At 67.3% G+C, this 19,652-nt stretch carries 17 protein-coding genes and 1 tRNA gene; 5 read left to right on the forward strand and 13 right to left on the reverse strand.

The window, feature by feature from the left end; translation table 11 throughout:
* Nucleotide 1 precedes the first annotated feature (1 nt).
* The 5 genes from ACVWZ7_RS12515 to ACVWZ7_RS12535 all read right to left on the reverse strand — a co-directional run bounded on the left by ACVWZ7_RS12515 (nucleotide 2) and on the right by ACVWZ7_RS12535 (nucleotide 5,015).
* Nucleotides 2–1,186 (reverse strand): GmrSD restriction endonuclease domain-containing protein, encoded by a 1,185-nt coding sequence (locus ACVWZ7_RS12515; RefSeq protein ID WP_344360655.1) that lies wholly within the window; start codon nucleotides 1,184–1,186, stop codon nucleotides 2–4.
* 185 nt (nucleotides 1,187–1,371) lie between these two features.
* Nucleotides 1,372–2,502, reverse strand: a complete 1,131-nt coding sequence (locus ACVWZ7_RS12520) for an FAD-dependent oxidoreductase (protein ID WP_456508020.1) — start codon at nucleotides 2,500–2,502, stop codon at nucleotides 1,372–1,374.
* 40 nt (nucleotides 2,503–2,542) lie between these two features.
* A complete protein-coding gene (locus ACVWZ7_RS12525; RefSeq protein WP_456508021.1) occupies nucleotides 2,543–3,469 on the reverse strand; it encodes an AEC family transporter in 927 nt (308 codons plus the stop codon).
* A gap of 105 nt (nucleotides 3,470–3,574) precedes the next feature.
* Nucleotides 3,575–4,003: an aspartate 1-decarboxylase gene (panD, locus tag ACVWZ7_RS12530; RefSeq protein ID WP_202615903.1), complete on the reverse strand. Its 429-nt coding sequence runs from the start codon at nucleotides 4,001–4,003 to the stop codon at nucleotides 3,575–3,577.
* Between the two features lie 61 nt (nucleotides 4,004–4,064).
* Nucleotides 4,065–5,015, reverse strand: a complete 951-nt coding sequence (locus ACVWZ7_RS12535; protein ID WP_456508022.1) for a LysR family transcriptional regulator — start codon at nucleotides 5,013–5,015, stop codon at nucleotides 4,065–4,067.
* A gap of 173 nt (nucleotides 5,016–5,188) precedes the next feature.
* Between ACVWZ7_RS12535 and ACVWZ7_RS12540 the strand changes: the two genes are divergently transcribed.
* Both ACVWZ7_RS12540 and ACVWZ7_RS12545 read left to right on the forward strand, forming a co-directional pair.
* The gene (locus ACVWZ7_RS12540) at nucleotides 5,189–6,622 is read left to right on the forward strand and encodes an amino acid permease (protein ID WP_202615904.1); all 1,434 of its coding nucleotides are present in this window, start codon (nucleotides 5,189–5,191) and stop codon (nucleotides 6,620–6,622) included.
* Nucleotides 6,623–6,820: 198 nt separating this feature from the next.
* The gene (locus ACVWZ7_RS12545; RefSeq protein WP_456508023.1) at nucleotides 6,821–10,363 is read left to right on the forward strand and encodes a bifunctional proline dehydrogenase/L-glutamate gamma-semialdehyde dehydrogenase; all 3,543 of its coding nucleotides are present in this window, start codon (nucleotides 6,821–6,823) and stop codon (nucleotides 10,361–10,363) included.
* 104 nt (nucleotides 10,364–10,467) lie between these two features.
* Here ACVWZ7_RS12545 and ACVWZ7_RS12550 read toward each other — a convergent pair whose 3' ends face one another.
* Together ACVWZ7_RS12550 and ACVWZ7_RS12555 are read right to left on the reverse strand one after the other, a co-directional pair.
* A complete protein-coding gene (locus ACVWZ7_RS12550; RefSeq protein WP_237563498.1) occupies nucleotides 10,468–10,845 on the reverse strand; it encodes a hypothetical protein in 378 nt (125 codons plus the stop codon).
* A 259-nt stretch (nucleotides 10,846–11,104) separates the two neighbouring features.
* Nucleotides 11,105–11,959, reverse strand: coding sequence for a LysR substrate-binding domain-containing protein (locus ACVWZ7_RS12555; protein WP_116767901.1), 855 nt, complete (start codon nucleotides 11,957–11,959; stop codon nucleotides 11,105–11,107).
* 155 nt (nucleotides 11,960–12,114) lie between these two features.
* Between ACVWZ7_RS12555 and ACVWZ7_RS12560 the strand changes: the two genes are divergently transcribed.
* Nucleotides 12,115–13,488 (forward strand): MFS transporter, encoded by a 1,374-nt coding sequence (locus ACVWZ7_RS12560; protein ID WP_456508024.1) that lies wholly within the window; start codon nucleotides 12,115–12,117, stop codon nucleotides 13,486–13,488.
* Between the two features lie 111 nt (nucleotides 13,489–13,599).
* Here ACVWZ7_RS12560 and ACVWZ7_RS12565 read toward each other — a convergent pair whose 3' ends face one another.
* From ACVWZ7_RS12565 to ACVWZ7_RS12575, 3 genes are all read right to left on the reverse strand, one after another.
* Nucleotides 13,600–14,760, reverse strand: a complete 1,161-nt coding sequence (locus tag ACVWZ7_RS12565) for a N(5)-(carboxyethyl)ornithine synthase (protein WP_456508025.1) — start codon at nucleotides 14,758–14,760, stop codon at nucleotides 13,600–13,602.
* The gene (locus ACVWZ7_RS12570) at nucleotides 14,757–14,906 is read right to left on the reverse strand and encodes a hypothetical protein (RefSeq protein ID WP_018774018.1); all 150 of its coding nucleotides are present in this window, start codon (nucleotides 14,904–14,906) and stop codon (nucleotides 14,757–14,759) included. The genes ACVWZ7_RS12565 and ACVWZ7_RS12570 overlap by 4 nt, the downstream gene beginning before the upstream one ends.
* A gap of 110 nt (nucleotides 14,907–15,016) precedes the next feature.
* Nucleotides 15,017–15,090 (reverse strand) — tRNA-Gly (locus ACVWZ7_RS12575).
* Nucleotides 15,091–15,367: 277 nt separating this feature from the next.
* Between ACVWZ7_RS12575 and ACVWZ7_RS12580 the strand changes: the two genes are divergently transcribed.
* Together ACVWZ7_RS12580 and dcd are read left to right on the forward strand one after the other, a co-directional pair.
* Nucleotides 15,368–15,814 (forward strand): SRPBCC family protein, encoded by a 447-nt coding sequence (locus tag ACVWZ7_RS12580; protein WP_456508026.1) that lies wholly within the window; start codon nucleotides 15,368–15,370, stop codon nucleotides 15,812–15,814.
* A gap of 78 nt (nucleotides 15,815–15,892) precedes the next feature.
* Nucleotides 15,893–16,468: a dCTP deaminase gene (gene dcd, locus ACVWZ7_RS12585; protein ID WP_091254534.1), complete on the forward strand. Its 576-nt coding sequence runs from the start codon at nucleotides 15,893–15,895 to the stop codon at nucleotides 16,466–16,468.
* 25 nt (nucleotides 16,469–16,493) lie between these two features.
* Here dcd and ACVWZ7_RS12590 read toward each other — a convergent pair whose 3' ends face one another.
* Genes ACVWZ7_RS12590 through ACVWZ7_RS12600 form a run of 3 tightly spaced genes read right to left on the reverse strand, consistent with a single transcriptional unit; the run spans nucleotide 16,494 to nucleotide 19,620 of the window.
* Nucleotides 16,494–17,690, reverse strand: a complete 1,197-nt coding sequence (locus ACVWZ7_RS12590; protein WP_456508027.1) for a cation:proton antiporter — start codon at nucleotides 17,688–17,690, stop codon at nucleotides 16,494–16,496.
* Between the two features lie 5 nt (nucleotides 17,691–17,695).
* Nucleotides 17,696–18,178 carry a cation:proton antiporter regulatory subunit gene (locus ACVWZ7_RS12595; RefSeq protein ID WP_091254529.1) on the reverse strand — a complete coding sequence of 161 codons (483 nt, stop codon included), beginning with the start codon at nucleotides 18,176–18,178 and terminating at the stop codon, nucleotides 17,696–17,698.
* A gap of 38 nt (nucleotides 18,179–18,216) precedes the next feature.
* Nucleotides 18,217–19,620: an MFS transporter gene (locus tag ACVWZ7_RS12600; protein ID WP_456508028.1), complete on the reverse strand. Its 1,404-nt coding sequence runs from the start codon at nucleotides 19,618–19,620 to the stop codon at nucleotides 18,217–18,219.
* Between the last annotated feature and the right edge of the window lie 32 nt (nucleotides 19,621–19,652).

The raw sequence follows: 19,652 nt of genomic DNA on the forward strand, positions 1-19,652 counted from the left end.
GTTACTCGCAGCCGACGCCGTCACCGTCGCGGTCCAGCTTGCTGCTGTACCCCGGCTGGCCGACGTGGATGGGTGCCGCACCGGCGGCGCGGACCGCGGTGCAGTTCGCGTAGTACACGCCGGCCGCCGGTGCTGGCGCGGGCGCGGGTGCTGGTGCGGGGGCCATCTGGACCTGCGCCGGGACCGGCTGAGGCGCCGGCTGCTGTGCCGGCTGCTGTGCTGGGGCCGGGGCGGCCTGCGCGGGAGCGGTGGCCGGCTGGTTGGTGGGCGCTAGGGCATTCGGGCAGTCGGACAGGACCCGCGCCATGGCATCGTGCTCGGCCTGAGTCACCCAGAGGCCGTAGCTGGACTTCACCGAAATTTGGCGGGCGACGTAATCGCAGCGGTAGGACTTGTTCGGCGGGAGCCAAGTGGCGGCGTCGCCGTCGCTCTTGCTTTGGTTGGCGGGGCCGTCCACCGCCAGCAGGTTCAGGGGATCATTGGCGAAGGAGAGCCGCTGCCCGGGGCTGAGTTGCTGCGCGCCCTTCTGCCAGGCGTCGCTGAGGGCCACGACGTGGTCGATCTGGACCGCGGTGCTGGTGGCGTTGCCGCGCAGGAAGTTGATGGCGGCGGCCGTGTAGGGGTCGTTCAGGACGCCTGAGAGGACCACGCAGTCCCGCGTTCCGGGCTTGAGCGCGACGGATTTGAGGTCGCGGCGGAGCACATCATTGCGGGTATCGCAGCCGTTGTGGTCGACGTCGGACCACGCCGGGCCGAACTGGTCACGGGAATAGCCCGTTTTCGGCGCACGGCCCTTGACGGGGAGCGTCGCCAGCACCGCGAGGGCCTTGCTGGCGAATGCGGGCTGCTGGTGCGGGGCGTCGACGCCGGGGGCATCGACTCCGGGGGGCGTGTCGGGATCCAGCGGTGTGCTGTCCGCGCCGGCCGTCGCGGTGGCGGAGGCCGCCGCGGTGCCGGGGCCGACGACGCCGGTCCCGGCCGCCGGGGTTAGTGTCCCGGGGCCGGCGCACGCCGACGTCGCCACGAGCAGCAGGCCCGCCACGCCGCGGGCAATCCAGTCGACAGCGCCGATCTTCCGCCCGCCTGTGGCCTGTGCCCGGCGGTCAGTTGCGGGACCGCTGCTGGCCGGGACGCTGAGTGTTCGGGTGCTGCCTGGTGTGACGCTGCCTGATTGGACGCTGTGCAATTCTTCCCCACTTCATGCTGTTGCCCCGGGTATCCGCGGGGCTGTTCAAGACCGGTCCCAGCCTACCGGCGCACAGGGCAACGCGGGGTCACATCGCGCCCATGCTGGGGCCCGGGATGGGCGCGAAGGATCCCCGCGTTGCTTCGTGCAGGGCCGGACAGAACGTCGATTCGCCCCCGCGGGAGTCAGCGCACCCGTGCCCGGGATGCCGAGAAGATGGCCGGCGCGCCGCCGTCGCCGGTGGCGAGGTCGGCCAGGATCCGGCCGACGGCCGTAGTGAACTTGAACCCGTGGCCGGAGAAGCCCGCGCCAATGACCACCGGGCCGATCCTGTCCAGGACAAAGTTCTCATCCACAGTGGTCGTGTAGGTGCAGCTGACGTCGGTGAGGGCGTCGGCGTCGACCCCGGGCAGCCACTCCCGGGCGTACCGTTGCAGGGCCGCCCGCTGTTCGGGCTCCGCCGTGAAGGACCGGTTGTCCGGGTCCACCACGGGGCCCGCCCCGTGCCAGCCGGCCTTGATGCCCTCGCCCGGCGTGTGCATGCCGTAAACCGGCGAACGCCAGTACCGGTAGGCATCCCCGTGGCCAGGCATGTGGTTGAACCCCGGCCACTGGGCGCCGGGGTCCGTGATGACGAAATGCGCGGGCTGCTCCTGGGTGACGGTCAGCCGGGGCACGGGGGCCACACCGGCGAGCAGCTTGGTGGTCCAGCCGCCGGCGGTGACCACGGCCTGCCGCGCGGAAAGCACCCCCGTTACGCCGCCGGACTCGAACGTGAGCCGGACGCCGTCGTCGAGCACTTTCAGCTCCAGGACCTTCACGTGATGGCGGATCTCGGCGCCGTGGCCGGCGGCGAGGCGCTGCATCGCCGGCAATGCGGCGTCCGGGTTCAGCTGGCCGCCGTCCGCCATGTGCAGGACACGCTGGTCGAACCGGATGCCCCGCCAGCGCTCTGCGGCTTCCTCGACGGCGAGGAACTCCGCGCGGAGCCCGGCGGCGAGCAGGGCGCTCCGGATCTCGGGCAGCCGCGGATCGGTGCCGTGGTTCACGACGCCGGTCCGGGCCAGCAGACGCTCGCCGCTGTCCGCTTCGAGCTCGTTCCACAGCCGCACGGACTCGGCCAGCATGGCGACGTAGTCCGGATCCGCGTAGCCGGGGTTGAAGTTCCGGGTGGTGCCGTGGGAGGCGCCGTTGCGGTGGCCGGGCCCGAACTGCTCCAGCAAGGTCACGTCCCGGCCGCGCCGGGCCAGCGCCCAGGCGGTGGCGGAGCCCATCGCGCCGCCGCCGATGACGACCGTGTCCAGGGTTGTATTCAAGGGTCCTCCTCGGGGATTGGTGCCGGGCCGCCAAAGCGGGTCAGGCCAGCAGCAGGGCCACGCCGATCATGGCCGGCACAGCTACTACGGTAGTGATCAGCACCGTGTCTTTGGCTACTGTGACGCCGGTGCGGTACCGGCTGGCCGCGACAAACACGTTTTGTGCCGTGGGCAGGGCTGCCGTGACGACGGCGGCGAACAATGCCTGCTCCTGCATGCCGAGGGCAAAGCGGGCAAACAGGTAGGCCACCAGGGGGTGGACAACGAGCTTGAAGAAGCTCGCCAGCAGGGTGTCCAGCCGGCGCCCGGTGGCCGGATGCAGGGGCCGGGATCCGTTCAGGCTCATGCCGAACGCGATCAGCATGGCAGGGATGGCGGCCCCGCCGATCAGGTGGATGGGCTCCATGACCAGTGCCGGCACCTGCCAGCCGGTCCCGGCCACCACGAGGCCCAGCGCGGACCCCACGATCATCGGGTTCCGCAGGATCATGAGCAGGAATGTCAGCGGCGTGGTTCGGTGCGAGCTGGTGGTGGCATCCAGCGCCATGAGGAACATGGGAGTGAAAAAGGCCAGCTGGAAGATGAGCAGGGGCGCCACGTAGCTCGCGTCTCCGAGCACGAAGACGGCGATGGGAATGCCGAGGTTGGCGGAGTTGGCAAGGGACGCGCTCATGGAGGAGATGAGGGCTTCCGGGGCCGGGCGTTTGAGCGCGAAGCGCACAATGCCAAAGAACAGCACCGCCGTCGTCAGGGCTCCAACGGCAGTCACGAGCAGCGGCGCGGCAAAGACGTCATGCAGTTTCGCCTTGCTGAGCGTCTCGAAGAGCAGAGCTGGGCTCGCGACAAAGAAGGTCAGGGCGCTGAGGACGGAGCGGGCGTTCTCGCCCAGGATGTTGCGCCGGCCCACGAACATGCCGACCAGGATGATGGACCAGACGACGAAGAAGCCTGCCAGAACCCCTAGCACGCGGCCCTCCGCGGCGGGGCGGAAGGGCGGCGGGCGAAGGTCACCGTTCCAGAGTAATCAGCTTTATTCTGCGGACCGCCCTATTACGCCCGGAGGGGGCGATTCTTAGTTCAGCGCTGCGTTGTTCAGCGAGTGCGGCGGGCGCAGGAGGCCCGGCGTCATGCCCTCCGCGGGGTCGTTGCCGATCTGGACAATCTTGTTGTCCTGATCCACGTGGACCACCTTGGGGTTGTACGCCTTTGCCTCGTCCGTGGTCATCTGCGCGTAAGTGATGAGGATGACGATGTCGTTCTCGTGCATCAGGTGGGCGGCGGCGCCGTTGATGCCGATCACTCCAGACCCGCGTTCGCCGGCAATCGTGTAGGTCTCGAGCCGGGCGCCGTTGGTGACGTCGACGATCGCCACGAGCTCGCCGGGGAGGATGTCGGCGGCCTCCAGCAGATCCAGGTCCACGGTGACGGAACCGACATAGTGAAGGTCCGCGTGCGTGACCGTCGCGCGGTGGATCTTGGATTTGAACATTGTGCGATTCATAACGTCACCAGTCTAACGCGGGGCCGACGCCGGCGCTGTGGCCCACTGCACACCCCTCCGGTCAGCCGGGCCGGTCCGCGGGGGCCGGGTCCAGCGTGCCGGCGGCCGCCGCCGGAACGATGGATGCCGCCGTCGCCGCCAGGATTTCCCGGGCGGCGAGCAGGGCCGGCCGTTTGGCGCTGGAGCGCCGCACCGAGGTGAACACCGTGCGGTGCGGATTCCCGGGCAGGTCCAGGAGCTGCGCGCTGGTGCCGCGGCCGGTCCACACGAGGTCCGGCATCAGGGCCACCGCATTTCCGGATTCGATCAGCCGGATCTGGGCCTGCAGGTCGGCGGTTTCGAAGCGGACATCGGGCTCAAATCCGGCGCTCCGGCACGCCTGCTCGGCCCAGTGCCGGGAGGCCGCCCCGCGGGGTTCCATCACCCAGGGCAGCCCCGCGGTATCCGCCAGCGTCCTGATGGCGGTGCGCCCCGGCGAGGAGGGCGGAACGGCCAGCCGGATGGCGTCCCTGGTCAGGGCCACGCGGTCCAGTTCGGCGTAGTGCGGGGCGGCGTGGCCCGGATACTGTTCGGCGATCACGAGGTCGAAGTCGCGAGCCCACGTCTCGTGGAGGGCCGTCTCCGGTTCCCGCTGGGTCATCTCTACCCTGACCTCCGGGTAGCTGGAGGTCATCCGGGTCAGGGTGCCCGGCATGAGGGCCAGTGCGGCGGACTGGAACACGGCGATCCGCACGGTGCCGGTGACTGTGGTCAGGGACGCTGCCAGGTCCGCCTCGGCCTGCTCCAGGGTCTCCAGAAGCTGGGACGTATGGGCTACGAGGACTTCGGCCTGGGGGGTTAGCTGCACCCGGCGGCCGGTTTTCCGGAGGAGTTCCACCCCGGCCTCCTTCTCAAGGAGTGCCAGTTGCTGGGAAACTGACGATGGGCTGTACTGGAGCGCTTCGGCCACTTCGGCCAGTGTGCCCCGGATCTTCAGTTCGCGCAGCAGTCGCAAACGCCGGACGTCGAGCATCGGTAATCCTTTGGTAATTCTAATGGTTATTACTTAAGAGAATTCACTTTATCTAATGCAATCGGGCTTGCATACTGTTGTCGCTCGGTTACCCCCATCACAGGGTGGATTGATGGGCATCACACCTAAATTAGGAGGCCCTGGTGGCTACACAAGATTTGGCGCGGTCGATCATGCGGCGCAAGCCCATCGACGACATTGAAGAAGAAAACAAGCACAGCGGATTGCACAGGAGCCTGGGGCTCTGGCAGCTGACGGCCATCGGCGTCGGCGGCATTATCGGCGTCGGCATCTTCTCGCTGGCGGGCCTTGTGGCGCATGGCAGTGCGAGCGAGCCCGGCGTCGGCCCGGCGGTGCTCGTCTCGTTCCTGATCGCGGGACTGGCATCCGCTGCCGCGGCACTGTCCTACGCCGAATTCGCCGGCATGATCCCGCGGGCCGGCTCGGCATATACCTACGGCTACGTTGCCCTCGGCGAGGTAATCGGCTGGTTCATCGGGTGGGACCTGCTGCTGGAGTACATCGCGATCGTGGCCGTGGTGGCCATCGGCATCTCGGGCTACTTCGATGCCTTCCTGTCCGGCATCGGCATCCATATGCCCGCCTGGATGACAGCGACGCCGGATGAGGGAACGGGCGGCATTATCAACCTTCCCGCCATCCTCGTCTGCCTGCTGGTGACCTGGATCCTCTCCCGCGGCACGAAGACCTTTGGGCGCTTCGAGCTGATAGCCGTAGCCATCAAGGTGGTACTGATCCTGTTCATCATCGGCCTGGGCATCTTCTACATCAACACCAAAAACTACGACCCCTTCATGCCCAGCGGTTTCGGGCCCGTGGTGGCTGGCTCCGCGACCGTGTTCTTCGCCGTGTTCGGCTACGACGCCATGAGCACCGCGGCGGAGGAGGCGACGGACGGCAAGAAGCACATGCCGAAGGCGATCATCTACTCGCTGATCATCGCCATGCTGCTCTACGTCGCCGCCACCCTGGTGCTCACCGGAATGCAGCACTACACGGAGATCGACCCCAAGGCCGGCTTCGCCTCCGCCTTCAACAGCGTCGGACTGCCGGTGATCGCAACGATCATCTCCGTGTTCGCGGTCCTGTCCATCCTGACCGTAATGCTGACCTTCCTACTCGGCGTCACCCGCGTCTGGTTCTCGATGAGCCGCGACGGCCTCCTGCCGGGCTGGTTCGCCAAGACGGACCGGCACGGCACGCCGCAGCGGGTGACCTGGATCGCCGGCGCCGCCTCCGCCATCCTGGCCGGCATCCTCCCGATCAAGGCCGTGGCGGACTTGACCAACATCGGTATTCTGGCCGCGTTCGTCGTCGTCTGCACATCGGTGATCGTGTTCCGCTACAGGAAGCCTGAGGCCCCGCGGACCTTCCGCCTGCCGCTGATGCCCGTCGTTCCCGCGTTCGGCGTGTTCGCCTCGCTGTTCCTGATGTTCCAGCTGCACTGGGAGACCTGGCTGCGGTTCGGCGTCTGGCTCGTGGTCGGCCTGATCATCTACTTCACGTACGGCCGCAAGAACTCGCTAATGAACCCGGACAGCCCGCGGCACGAAGAAATCGTGGAGATGCACCGCCCTCTGGCATAAGTACCCCACCTCCCCGTTGCGCTATCACTTATGGCTCCCATCCACAGGTCTTGGGGACCACAAGTGATAGCGCAACGTGGTTGAAGGTTCAGTTTTTCTAACTGGTATTGCTCAGAAAACATCGCTTTATCTTATGAAAATACGGTCGCATACTGATTCATAAGAGGTCCACATCTTGAGAAAGAACGAGTTTCAGCCATGACCAACATCTCCACTGAGTCCGGCGCGACCACCGGCAGCGCCGCGGGCAATGAAGCCGCGCACGCCGCGGTTTCGGAAGGCTCGACGGTCCTTGAAGCCGCAGCCCTGGCCGAGGACACCATCGCGCTGGTGCGCCACTGGCTCACCGAAGCCGCCACGGTTCCCGTCGACGCCTCGGCCGAGCAGCTCGCCGGAGTCCTGAAAGACCCGAACGGCCTGGACTTCACGGTCGGATTCGTCGACGGCGTCGTCCGTCCGGAAGACCTGCAGGTTGCCGCCCGCAACCTCGCCGCCCTGGCCCCCAAGGTCCCGGCGTTCCTGCCCTGGTACATGCGCAGCGCCGTCCGCCTCGGCGGCACCATGGCCCCGGTCCTGCCTCAGGTGGTCATCCCGGTGGCCCGCCGCGTGCTCCGTGAAATGGTCGGCCACCTCATCGTCGACGCCACTGACGCCAAGCTCGGTCCGGCCATCGCCAAGATCCGCAGGGACGGCATCAAGCTCAACGTCAACCTCCTCGGCGAAGCGGTCCTAGGCGAACACGAGGCCTCCCGCCGGCTCGAGGGCACCCATGCCCTGCTGTCCCGCCCGGACGTCGACTACGTCTCCATCAAGGTCTCCTCCACGGTGGCCCCGCACTCCGCGTGGGCGTTCGATGAGGCCGTGGAGCACGTCGTGGAGAAGCTGACCCCGCTCTTCACCCGCGCGGCGTCGTTTGCCGCCGGCGGACAGAAGGCCAAGTTCATCAACCTGGACATGGAGGAATACAAAGACCTGGACATGACCATCGCGGTCTTCACCCGGATCCTGGACAAGCCCGAGTTCAAGAACCTCGAGGCCGGCATCGTGCTCCAGGCGTACCTGCCCGACGCCGTTGCCGCCATGATCCGCCTGCAGGACTGGGCCTCAGCCCGCCGCGCCGAGGGTGGCGCCGCGATCAAGGTCCGCGTCGTCAAGGGTGCCAACCTGCCGATGGAGCAGGTGGAAGCCTCCCTGCACGACTGGCCGCTCGCCACCTGGAACACCAAGCAGGATTCGGACACCAACTACAAGCGCGTCATCAACTACTCGCTGCACCCCGACCGGATCCAAAACATCCGGATCGGCGTCGCCGGCCACAACCTCTTCGATATCGCCTTCGCCTGGCTGCTGGCCAAGCAGCGCGGCGTGGAATCCGGTATCGAATTCGAGATGCTGCTTGGCATGGCCCAGGGCCAGGCTGAAGCCGTCAAGAAGGACGTCGGCTCCCTCCTGCTCTACACCCCGGTGGTCCACCCGGCCGAGTTCGACGTCGCGATCGCTTACCTGATCCGCCGCCTCGAAGAGGGCGCCAGCCAGGACAACTTCATGTCCGCCGTCTTCGAGCTCAGCGAGAACGAAACGCTGTTCGAGCGTGAGAAGCAGCGCTTCCTCGCCTCCCTCGCCAAGCTCGACGACGAGGTTCCGCCGCCGAACCGCCGGCAGAACCGCGCTCTCCCGGCCGCGCCGCTGCCGCACGATGCGTTCGAGAACACCCCTGACACTGATCCCTCGCTGCCCGCCAACCGCGACTGGGGCCGCGCCATCCTGGGCCGCGTGGCAAACTCCACGCTGGGCAACGCCGCCGTCGAGGCCGCCACGATCAACGACGAGGCCACCCTGAACGCGGTCATCGCCACCGCCGTCGAAAAGGGCAAGGCCTGGGGCGCACTCTCCGGCGCCGAGCGCGCCGAAATCCTGCACCGGGCCGGCGACGTCCTCGAGGCCCGCCGCGCCGACCTCCTCGAGGTCATGGCATCCGAGACCGGCAAGACGATCGATCAGGGCGACCCCGAGGTCAGCGAGGCCGTCGACTTCGCGCACTACTACGCCGAATCGGCCCGCAAGCTCGACGACGTCGACGGCGCCACCTTCGTCCCGTCCAACCTCACCGTCGTGACCCCGCCGTGGAATTTCCCGGTCGCCATCCCGGCCGGCTCCACTCTGGCCGCCCTCGCCGCCGGCTCCGCCGTCGTGATCAAGCCCGCCAAGCAGGCCCGCCGCAGCGGTGCCGTGATGATCGAGGCTCTCTGGGAGGCCGGTGTCCCGCGGGACGTCCTGACCATGGTGCAGCTGGGCGAGCGGGAACTCGGCCAGCAGCTGATCTCGCACCCGGCCGTGGACCGCGTCATCCTGACCGGCGGCTACGAGACCGCCGAGCTGTTCCGGTCCTTCCGCAAGGACCTGCCGCTCCTGGCCGAGACCAGCGGCAAGAACGCCATCATCGTCACCCCGAGCGCGGACCTGGACCTTGCAGCCAAGGACGTGGCCTACTCCGCGTTCGGCCACGCCGGCCAGAAGTGCTCCGCCGCCTCGCTCGTGATCCTGGTCGGTTCCGTTGCCACGTCGAAGCGGTTCCACAACCAGCTGGTCGACGCCGTCACCTCGCTGAAGGTCGGCTACCCGGAGGACCCGGCGACCCAGATGGGTCCGATCATCGAGCCCGCCAGCGGCAAGCTCCTCAACGCGCTGACCACCCTCGGCGAGGGTGAAACCTGGGCCGTGGAACCGCGGAAGCTGGATGCCACCGGCAAACTCTGGAGCCCCGGCGTGCGCTCGGGCGTTCGGCGCGCATCTTACTTCCACCTCACCGAATTCTTCGGTCCCGTCCTGGGCGTCATGACGGCGGAGACCCTGGAGGAGGCCATCGCGATCCAGAACCAGATCGACTACGGCCTCACCGCGGGCCTGCACTCGCTCAACAGCGAGGAGCTCGGCCTCTGGCTGGACACCATCCAGGCCGGAAACCTCTACGTCAACCGCGGCATCACCGGAGCGATCGTCCAGCGCCAGCCGTTCGGCGGCTGGAAGAAATCCGCCGTCGGCGCCGGCACCAAGGCCGGCGGCCCGAACTACCTCGTCGGCCTCGGCGAATGGGCCAGCAAGCCCAGCACCGCCGCCGTCACCCCGGCCGCTGCACCCGCCCACACGGGAGTACGCCGGATCGAAGACGCGGCCAAAGGCTTCCTGACAGCCGACGAGATCGCGCCGCTGCAGCGCGCCCTGGCTTCCGATGCCCGGGCCTGGGCCGAGGAATTCGGCACCTCCAAGGACGTGTCGGGCCTGAGCGCCGAACGCAACGTCTTCCGCTACCGCGCCCTGCCCGTCACGGTCCGCCTCGCCGAAGGCGAACCGCTCGCCGGCCTCGTCCGGACCGTGGCCGCCGGTGTCCTCGCCGGGTCCGCCCTCACAGTCTCGACCGCCGTCGAACTGCCCGCCCAGCTGAGCGCCGTCCTGTCCGGCCTCGGCATCGCCGTCACCGTGGAGAACGACGCCGACTGGCTGGCTTCCGCCGGCACGCTCGCCGCGGCAGGCAAGCTGTCCGGCGCCCGGATCCGGCTGATCGGCGGAAACGCCAAGGCACTGGCCGAGGCCACCGGCGGCCGCCCGGACCTGGCGGTCTACTTCCACCCGGTCACCGAAGCCGGACGCGTGGAACTGCTGCCGTTCCTGCACGAGCAGGCCATCAGCATCACAGCGCACCGATTCGGCACCCCGAACCACATCTCGGATGCCCTGATTTAGCCCGAGCGTGCCAGAACTCTAGGCCGGGCGTGCTAAAACGCCGTCGCCGCCGTGCAGCACCGTTGGGTGCGGCGCGGCGGCGATGGCGTTAAGCGCGGAGCCGCCTAGCCGAAGTACCAGCCTGGCGGCACCCACGAGGCCGGGACCGCGTGGGCCGAGAAGTCATCGCAGCCGGAGCAGAAGTAGGTGACCTCGCCGAGCTTGCTGACGGAGCCGTCCCGGCGGTGCGCGGCCGGGATGAAGGTCTCCAGGTAGATGAATTCGTCCGTGCCGCAGCGTTCGCAGAACGGGCTGGCAACAAAATCGGACTCCGCCAAGGTGGCCGGGCGAATTCCCCCGCGGCCCAGGCTGGAGTACTGGGTGGTAGCGGGGTGCTGAATCGTGGCGCCGTGACGCATCGGGGACGTTGCCGGTCGGGCGGACGTAGTCGCGTGGGCGGCGGCCGGTGCGGACAGACGGGGGTGGTTTATGGCTGGCATCATTGTCGGCCTATCCCGAACGCTCTGGCGCCAGCCACAGGGCATCAGCGACGGACAGCGTTCGTTTTTTCGAATCGTTGTCGTGGGCCTCTGCTTGACCTCGGACGATTAATCTTGAGTAGTGTCAGGATAGATGAAGTACCTGCACCGTTCAATGGTCAAGTAAGTACTCCTCGCTACCTTCGTGGTCTGTCAGGTAAGTACCCCGCCCACGTGTGCCGCAGACTAGATGCCATGGACGGGCCGGCGGGCCGCCCGCGCCCTAGGCCGGGCGCTTCAAAGTTCGGCCCACGATCGCCTGGGTGAGCGCATCGATCACTTCGGTATTGGCCAGGGGATTGCGGATGAGGGTGAAATCGACGTCGCCCACGGGCGGCAGATCGAAGCGGCGGGTAATGATCTTCAGATCCTCCGGGACCAGCGAGAAGGGCATCACGGCCACCCCGATGCCGGCCCGGACGGCGGCCAGCACGCCGCTGATCTGCCGAGTGGTGCAGGTGATCCGCCAGGTCCGGCCGGTGGCCTCAAGGGCGTCGATCGCGAGCTTCCGGCTCAGGCTGGGGGAGGGGTACGCGATCAGCGGCACCGGATCGGCCGGATCCAGCACGGTCTGCTCCAGCCCCACCCAGGCAAAAACGTCCTGCTGGACCACGGTCCCGTCCTTGGCCCCCGCCACCCACTTCACAAAGACCAGGTCCAGCTGCCCCGCGTTGAGGCGCTTGTAGAGCTGGTCGCTCTGGCCCACCGTGAGTTCGAGGTTGATCTGCGGATAGATCTGGCGGAACTCCCGGAGAATGCGGGGCAGCCCGGTGATGGCGAGGTCGTCGGCCGTGCCGAAGCGCAGGCGCCCGCGCATGGCCGATCCGGAGAAATACCGGGCGGCGGCGTCGTGCGCGGCGAGGATGCTCCGGGCAAACCCGGCCATGGCATCGCCGTTGTCCGTCAGCCGCACGTCGCGGGTGTCCCGGGCGATCAGCACGCGCTTGGCGGACGCCTCCAGCTTGCGGACGTGCTGGCTGACGGTGGGCTGCGCAAGGCCGAGGCGTTCCGCGGCCTTGGTGAAACTCAGGGTTTCGGCCACGGCCAGGAAGGAGCGGAGCTGGGCGGGTTCGAACATGTTGGTCTCCCGGATCGGGCGGCTCGGGGCGTGCATTGCGAACGATGTATTGCGTTTTGTAATGCTAGTTATGCGCTGAATAGGCTTCCATAATCTCTTGGGGCCAGCCTAGCGTTAAGTCCATCCCGCTCACCCGCTCTTTTGAGGACTTTGCCGTGGCACCCCCTCCGCCGCTCGAGGCTAACGCAGCCGCCCTGCCAGACACCATCACCCAACCGATCGCCGTCGTCAACGAGCGCCTGCCGTGGCGCCACACGTTCATCTCCCTGAAGGTCCGCAATTTCCGCATCTTCGCGATCGGCCATTTCATTGCCGTGATCGCGCTCTGGATGCAGCGGATCGCCCAGGACTGGCTGGTGCTCCAGCTCTCCGGGTCCGTCACCGCCGTCGGGATCACTGTGGCCCTGCAGTTCCTGCCGTCCCTGTTCCTCGGCCCCTGGGCCGGCATGATGGCGGACCGCTTCGCAAAGCGGAAGATCCTCATGCTGTGCCAGTCCGTCGCCGCCCTGTTGGCGGCAACGCTCGCCGTGCTGGCCCTCAGCCAGCAGATCGAGGTCGCGCACGTTTATGGGATCGCGCTGGTCCTGGGCCTCGTGACCGTGCTGGACCAGCCGGCCCGTCAGGTGTTCGTCAACGAACTCGTGGGTCCCCGCTACCTGCGCAACGCAATCAGCGTGAACTCCACGATCTTCCAGCTCGGCGGACTGATCGGTCCTGCCGTCGCCGGGATCCTGCTGACCGCCGTCGGTGCGGGCTGGGCCTTTGCCGCCAACGCCGTGGCCTGCTGCTTCACCGTGTCCATGCTGCTGAGCCTGCGGAAGGACCAGCTGCATGTCAGCAGCCCGGTCGCCAAGCGGCGGGGCATGCTGAGGGAAGGGCTGAACTATGCGCTGAGCAAGCCCACCATCTACTGGCCTTGGCTGATGGCCGGGTTCATCGCGGTGTTCGCGATGAGCCTGCCGGTGCTGCTGGCCGCGTTTGCCGACCACGTGTACGACGCCGGTGCCGGCGGCTATGGCCTGCTCAACACCCTCGTGGCACTCGGGGCGCTGGCCGGGGCCATCACCTCGGCCCGGCGGCGCGAACTGCGGCTGCGCTCAGTAGTCCTGGGCGCCGGAATGTACGGCCTCATGTTGTGCCTGGCATCCCTGGCGCCGTCGATGCCCTGGTTCGGTGCGGCGATGGTGCTGGCCGGGTTCTGGTGCCTCATGTTCCTTACCGCCGCGAACCAGCTAGTCCAGGTCAGCGCCAACCTGGCAATCCGCGGGCGCGTCATGAGCCTGTACATCATGGTGCTGATCGGCGGGCAGGCGATCGGCGGCCCGATGATCGGCTGGCTCGCCGAACACGCGAACCCGCACACGGCTGTCCTCATCTCCGGAGGGGTGCCGGTGCTCGCCGCGGCAAGCGTCGCCGTCGTCCTGGCACGGCGGGGGCAGCTCATGCTCAAGGTGGATCTGAAGGACCGGCGCCGGCTGCTGCGGATCGTCCCGAGCCAGGGCCGGCGGCAGACATCCGCCGCGTCCTAGCTTTCCGCGCCGATACCGGACAGCCGCGGCGTGGATCCACGCCGCGGCTGTCTTTTTTCGCAGCGGAAAGCACGAAACCGTGCCGAAACCCGGGTCGAGCCGCCGGCGGTACTAACCGGCCAGCGGCACGTGCGGGTAGTCCGGTTCCCGGTGCTGGAACTGCAGCACATCCGGGTTCTGGACGACGCCGCCGCGGATTTCGATCGCACGGCGGATGGTCTCGTTCGCGTTCCAGGCTTCGGGGCCGGCAATCACGGTCTCCAGGAACGGCAGGAGCGCCTCGCTGATCTCCCAGCTGGAGGAATCCCAGAGGTAGGACGGGCTGTGGTCCACGGCGTAGTAGTCGATGTGGTCCCCGACCTTGAACATCGGCTTGGCGAACGTGGTGGTTTTCGCCCAGCTGAAGCCCATGCCCTCGTCGCAGGACACATCCACGATCAGGCTCCCGGGCCGGAAAGCGGCCAGGTCCTCCGTGCGCAGGTAGGTCAGGGGCGCGTTGGGGTCCTGCAGGGTGCAGTTGACCACGATGTCGCTCTCGGCGAGGAATGGTGCCAACGGCACGCGCCCGCGCTCGGTGATGACCTCGCTGAGGTACGGCGCTTCGCTGTCGTGGTCGAACTGCGCGATCCGGACCGAGTGGATGGGCGAGCCCACTGCGGCAACACCGCGGTTGGTCAGCACCTGCACGTCGTGGACGCCGTGGGCGTTCAAGGCAGTTACCGCGCCGCGGGCCGTTGCGCCGAAGCCGATCACGACGGCGCTCAGCCGGCGGCCGTAGTCCCCGGTGGACCCGGTCAGCGCCAGGGAATGCAGCACGGAGCAGTAGCCGGCGAGCTCGTTGTTCTTGTGGAAGACGTGCAGGCCGAAGCCGCCGTCGCTGGCCCAGTGGTTCATGGCCTCGAAGGCGATGAGCGTGAGTTTCTTATCGATCGCCAGCTGGGTGATGGCCCGGTCCTGGACGCAGTGCGGCCAGCCCCAGAGGACCTGACCGTCGCGGAGTTCGGCAAGGTCTTCGGGCTGCGGCTTGGGCAAGAGGACGACGTCGGCGTCCGCCAGCAGCTGCTGCCGCGGCGCGATGCGCCCCACGAGGGGCGCGAGGTGCTCGTCCGACACGCCGAAGCGCTCGCCGTAGCCTTCCTCGAGGATCAGCTGCTCCCGGATCTCCGGCGCGATGCGGTCCAGGTGCAGGGGATGGATGGGGAGGCGTCGCTCGTCCGGCTTTCGGGTGCTGGCGAGGATGCCGAGGGTGAGGCGGTTCGGGGACCCGGTCACTTCTTTTTGGGGCTCGCCGTCTTGGCAGCGGTCACTTTGTCGAGGGAGCTGGCCGGCGCTGATGCGGCCCTCTTGTCAGCGCGCTTTTCCTTGATGGATTTGCCGGATTTCTTGGATGCTGCTTGACGGGGGGACTTGTCAGCCATGATTGCTCCTGTAGCGGAACCGAAGAGGTTCCTGACTTCTGACGATACAGGTAGGAACCTAATGGCAGGCCGGAGCGGGGCGGCGTAGCGCCGGAGGCGGAGGGGAGGATTGGAGCGGCTGACGGGAATCGAACCCGCGTATCAAGCTTGGGAAGCTAGCGCTCTACCATTGAGCTACAGCCGCAGTGGGACTGTCCAAAGTGCTGGACTTTTGCCCCGGTGAAACAACGAGATTTACATTACCCCAGTCTGGCGGCGAGGTTGAACACGCCACGTCCGCGCGTTGGCGGATAGGCGGCCGGATCGCCGTCCGCCACGTCTCATAACTCTTCGGACACTCTTGGGCGAAAGCCCGTCACAGGACCCGGTGCGGTGGCCGGTGCTGTCTATCCTGAAATGGTTAGCTGCAGTTCCGGGGAAGCGGGCTACGCCCAATAACCGTCCGCCGAGCAAGGATTTCCGTGGCATTTGCAGAGTACGACGTCGTTATCCGCCGCGACGCCATGAGCGTCTATAACTACCTCATGGACCCTGGCCACCTGCCGCTGTGGCGGGACGGGGTCCGGAGCGTAGAGCTGCTTTCCGGTGCGGCCGGCGCCAAAGGCGCCGTGTACCGCCAGACGGTTGCCGGACCGGGCGGACGCCCTGTGGCCGCGGATTTCGAAATCGTCGAGGCGCGGCCGGGCGCGGAAATCCAGTACCAGGTCATCGCCGGGCCGGCCCGGCCGCACGGCGGCTACTACCTGAGCACGGAGGGACCCGGCACACGCGTCCGCTTCGCCCTGAACTGCGAGCCCAAGGGATTCCTGGCCCGGCTGACCAACCCGTTGCGCCGTCGGATGAAGGCTGAGGTCGGCCAGCTCGACCGGCTCAAGTCCATCCTGGAACATATGCCCGCCGCGGAATAGACGGGCCGGGGAAGTAACACTCGGCGTCCGTGCCGGTCCGTGAAGCCGGGTCGGGCGCTGTGCGGTATTTTTGAACCTGTGCTGATCTCTGACCGCGACATTCGAACCGAAATCGACTCCCAGCGGATTGTCCTTGAACCGTTCGACCCGGCGATGGTCCAGCCGTCCTCGGTGGACGTCAGGATCGACAAGTTCTTCCGGCTGTTCGACAACCACAAGTACGCCCACATTGATCCGGCCGAGGAGCAGCCCGAGCTGACCCGCCTGGTGGAGGTGGAATCCGGCGAGCCGTTCATCCTGCACCCGGGCGAGTTCGTCCTGGGCTCCACCTACGAGACCGTGACGCTGCCGGATGACATTGCGGCCCGGCTCGAGGGAAAGTCCTCGCTCGGCCGGCTCGGTCTCCTCACGCACTCGACGGCGGGATTCATCGACCCCGGGTTCTCCGGCCACGTCACGCTGGAGCTGTCCAACATGGCCACGCTGCCCATTAAGCTGTGGCCCGGCATGAAGATTGGCCAGCTGTGCTTCTTCCGGCTTTCCTCGGCCGCCGAGCACCCCTACGGTTCGGGGGAGTACGGCAACCGCTACCAGGGCCAGCGCGGCCCGACTGCCAGCCGCAGCCACCTGAATTTCCACCGCACCGACATTTAGGGCCGTTTCCGGCGCAGTCTCAGGCTTACGCTTGCCCCGATGTCCGGACAGCCGGGCGCCGGACCGGGCGGCGCAGCAGCCGGACGACTGGTTCCACGAAACGGGCGGCCAGCGGCCCCGCGATCGCCATGATCAGAACATAGGCCGTGGCGAGGGCCGCCAGATCCGCGGGCACCACACCCGAGGCAACGGCGAGGCCGGCGATGACAATGGAAAATTCGCCGCGTGCGATCAGGGCGGCCCCCGCGCGGAAGCGGCCGGGAATTCCAATGCCGGCCCGTTTGGCCGCCCAGAATCCGGTGATCATCTTGGTGGCTGCCGTCACCAGGGCCAGCAACAGCGCCCAGCCCAGGACGGGCGGGATGGACCGTGGGTCCGTGTTGAGGCCAAAGACAACAAAGAAGATCGCCGCGAAAAGGTCCCGGAGCGGCTCCAGGATGCGGGTGGCGCTGTGGGCCGTGGCGCCGGAAATCGCGATGCCGAGCATGAACGCGCCTACCGCCGCGGAGACCTGCATGGCGGCCGCGAGCCCCGCCACCAGCAGCGCAGCACCGAGCAGATTGAGCAGGAAGACCTCGGAGTTCTCACTGTGCACGGCTTTGGACACGTGGTGGCCGTGCCGGAGGGCCACCACCAGGACCAGGGTGACGACGGCGAGGGAGATGCCCACGGTCTGCAGGCCCATCAGGAAACTGACTCCGGCCAGTGTGGCGGTCAGGATCGGGAGGTACACGGCCATGGCGAGGTCCTCGAACACCAGGATGGCGAGGACCACCGGGGTTTCCCTGTTGCCGATCCGGCCAAGATCGGTGATGACTTTCGCCGCGATCCCGGACGATGAAATGTACGTCACCCCGCCCATCACCATGGCTCCCACGACGCCCCATCCCAGCATCAGGGCGAGCCCTGCGCCGGGCAGGAAATTGAGCAGAAGGTCCAGGACGCCGGCCTGCCAGGACCGCCGCAGCCCGGTGACGAGCTCGGCCGCCGTATATTCCAGACCCAGCATAAGCAGCAGGAGGATGACGCCGATCTCGCCGGAAAGATGGGCGAACTCGTGCATCCCTTCGAGCTTGACGAGGCCTCCGGCGCCGAAGAACAGACCGCCCACCAGGTAGAGCGGAATAGGGGACATGCCGATCCGCCCGGCCAGTCTGGCCAGCAGGCCGAGACAGAAGACGACAGCCCCCAGCTCGATCAGGGTCAGCGCGAGCGGATCCATCCCGCTTATCCGTTGCGAAGAATGCTGGCCGCCGTGTCCAGGCCTTCTTGCGTTCCGACTGCGACGAGGAGGTCGCCGGGGTGGAGGACGACGTCGGGCCCCGGCGAGGGGAGGACCTCGCCCTCGCGCATGATGGCCACGATTGAGACGCCGCTGCGGGTCCGGATGCAGGCCTTTCCCATCGGCTGGTTGTGGAAGGGGGATTCGGCACTGATTGAGAACTGGCGCGTCACGATGCCCGGGACTTCCCGGTGTGCTTCCGAGAGCTGCATGGCGAGGCGCTGGCCACCCAGGAGGTTGCCCAGGGCGGCGGCCTCGTCCGCCGTCAGCGGAATGGAGGCCTGGCAAGTATCAGGGTCGTCCCAGGTCGAGACGATGAGTTCCGTTTGGCCTTCACGGTATTCGACCACGCCGATCCGGCGTCCCGAGGCAGTCATGAAGTCCTTGCGCCGGCCGAGGCCGGGGAGGTCCGTCTCATCCACGTTCATATCTTCAGCCTAGTGCGCGAACCGGAAATTCGGACGCCTCAGGCCGCGGGGACGACCGCGATTTCGGTTCTGTCCGGGGCCTTGACCGGCAGGAGGACGAGCAGGCCCGCAAGCAGCACCACCATGATGCCCAGGATGCCCCAACGCTGGGCCTCGCCGGTGGCCGTGAGGGGGGTGGCGACGGTGATGCACAGGGTAAAAAGGGCCGGGGCAAGGAAACTCACGGCCCGGCCTGTGGTGGCGTAGAGCCCAAAGAGCTCGCCGGATTCCCCGTGCGGGGCGAGCCGGGCGAGGTACGCGCGGGAGGACGACTGGGCCGGTCCCACGAAGAGGCACAGGAAGAGGCCGAAGATCCAGAAGGTGGTGGTGCCGGCCCAGGCCAGGCCGAGGAATTCGTAGCTTCCGTTGCCGAGCACCAGGATGGCGGTGCCCGCGAGCAGCAGTCCGGCCAGGGACGCAATGATCACGGCCTTCGGCCCGATCCTGTCATCCAGGAAGCCACCGAAAACGGCCCCGGCGGCCGCCACGACATTTCCGAAGATCGCGAAGAAGATGACGTCCTTGAGCTCGAAGCCAAAGGTTCCGGCCGCGATCACGCCGCCGAAGGTAAACACGGCGGCCAGACCGTCCCGGAAGATGGCGCTGGCGAGGAGAAAATAGATGGTGTGCGGGCTGGTCCGGTAGATCGCCTTGATGCGCCTGACCAGCAGGCCGTAGGAGGCGAAGAAGCCCAGCCGTGTGTCCCGCCCGGCGCGCGGCAACTCCGGCACGGCGAAGAGCACGGGCAGGGCGAAAATGAAGAACCACAGGGCCGAAAACACTGCCACAAGCCGGATGTTGAGGCTGTCCGTGGTGGAGGCGCCAAACCAGTCGAAGCTGGGCTGGACAAACAGCTGGAGCACAATCAGCAGCGCCACAATGCCGCCGAGGTACCCCATGCCCCAGCCGAAGCCGCTGACCTTGCCGATGTTCCGCGGGGTGGAAATCTGCGCGAGCATGGCGTTGTAGTTGACCCCCGCGAATTCGAAGAAGACGTTGCCCAGCGCGATCAGCGTGACGCCGAGAAGCAGGAATTCCGGCCGCGGGAAGACGAAGAAACACAGCCCGGTCAGGACCGCGACGGCGGCCGTGTTGACCCCCAGCCACAGCTTGCGCCGGCCCCCGGTGTCCGAGCGCTGCCCGGTGACGGGGGCCAACAGGGCGATGGCCACGCCGGCAACGGCCAGCGCGGCGCCCAGGACCGCCGAGGCTTGGTCCTCGCCGCCGAAGGCCCTGGAGGTCAGGTAGACGGTGAAAACGAAGGTTGTCATGACGGCATTGAAGGCTGCCGAGCCCCAGTCCCACGACGCCCACGCGAGGATCCGACCCTTGTGCGAGACGGGACTTCCCGCTTCCAGTTCCGACGACGGTCGCATGGCCTCGGGGGCGGCGGCAGTGTTCATAGCCAGAATCGTAGCCGCCCAGGACGCCCGCG

It is taken from the genome of Arthrobacter sp. TE12232 (assembly GCF_054062615.1).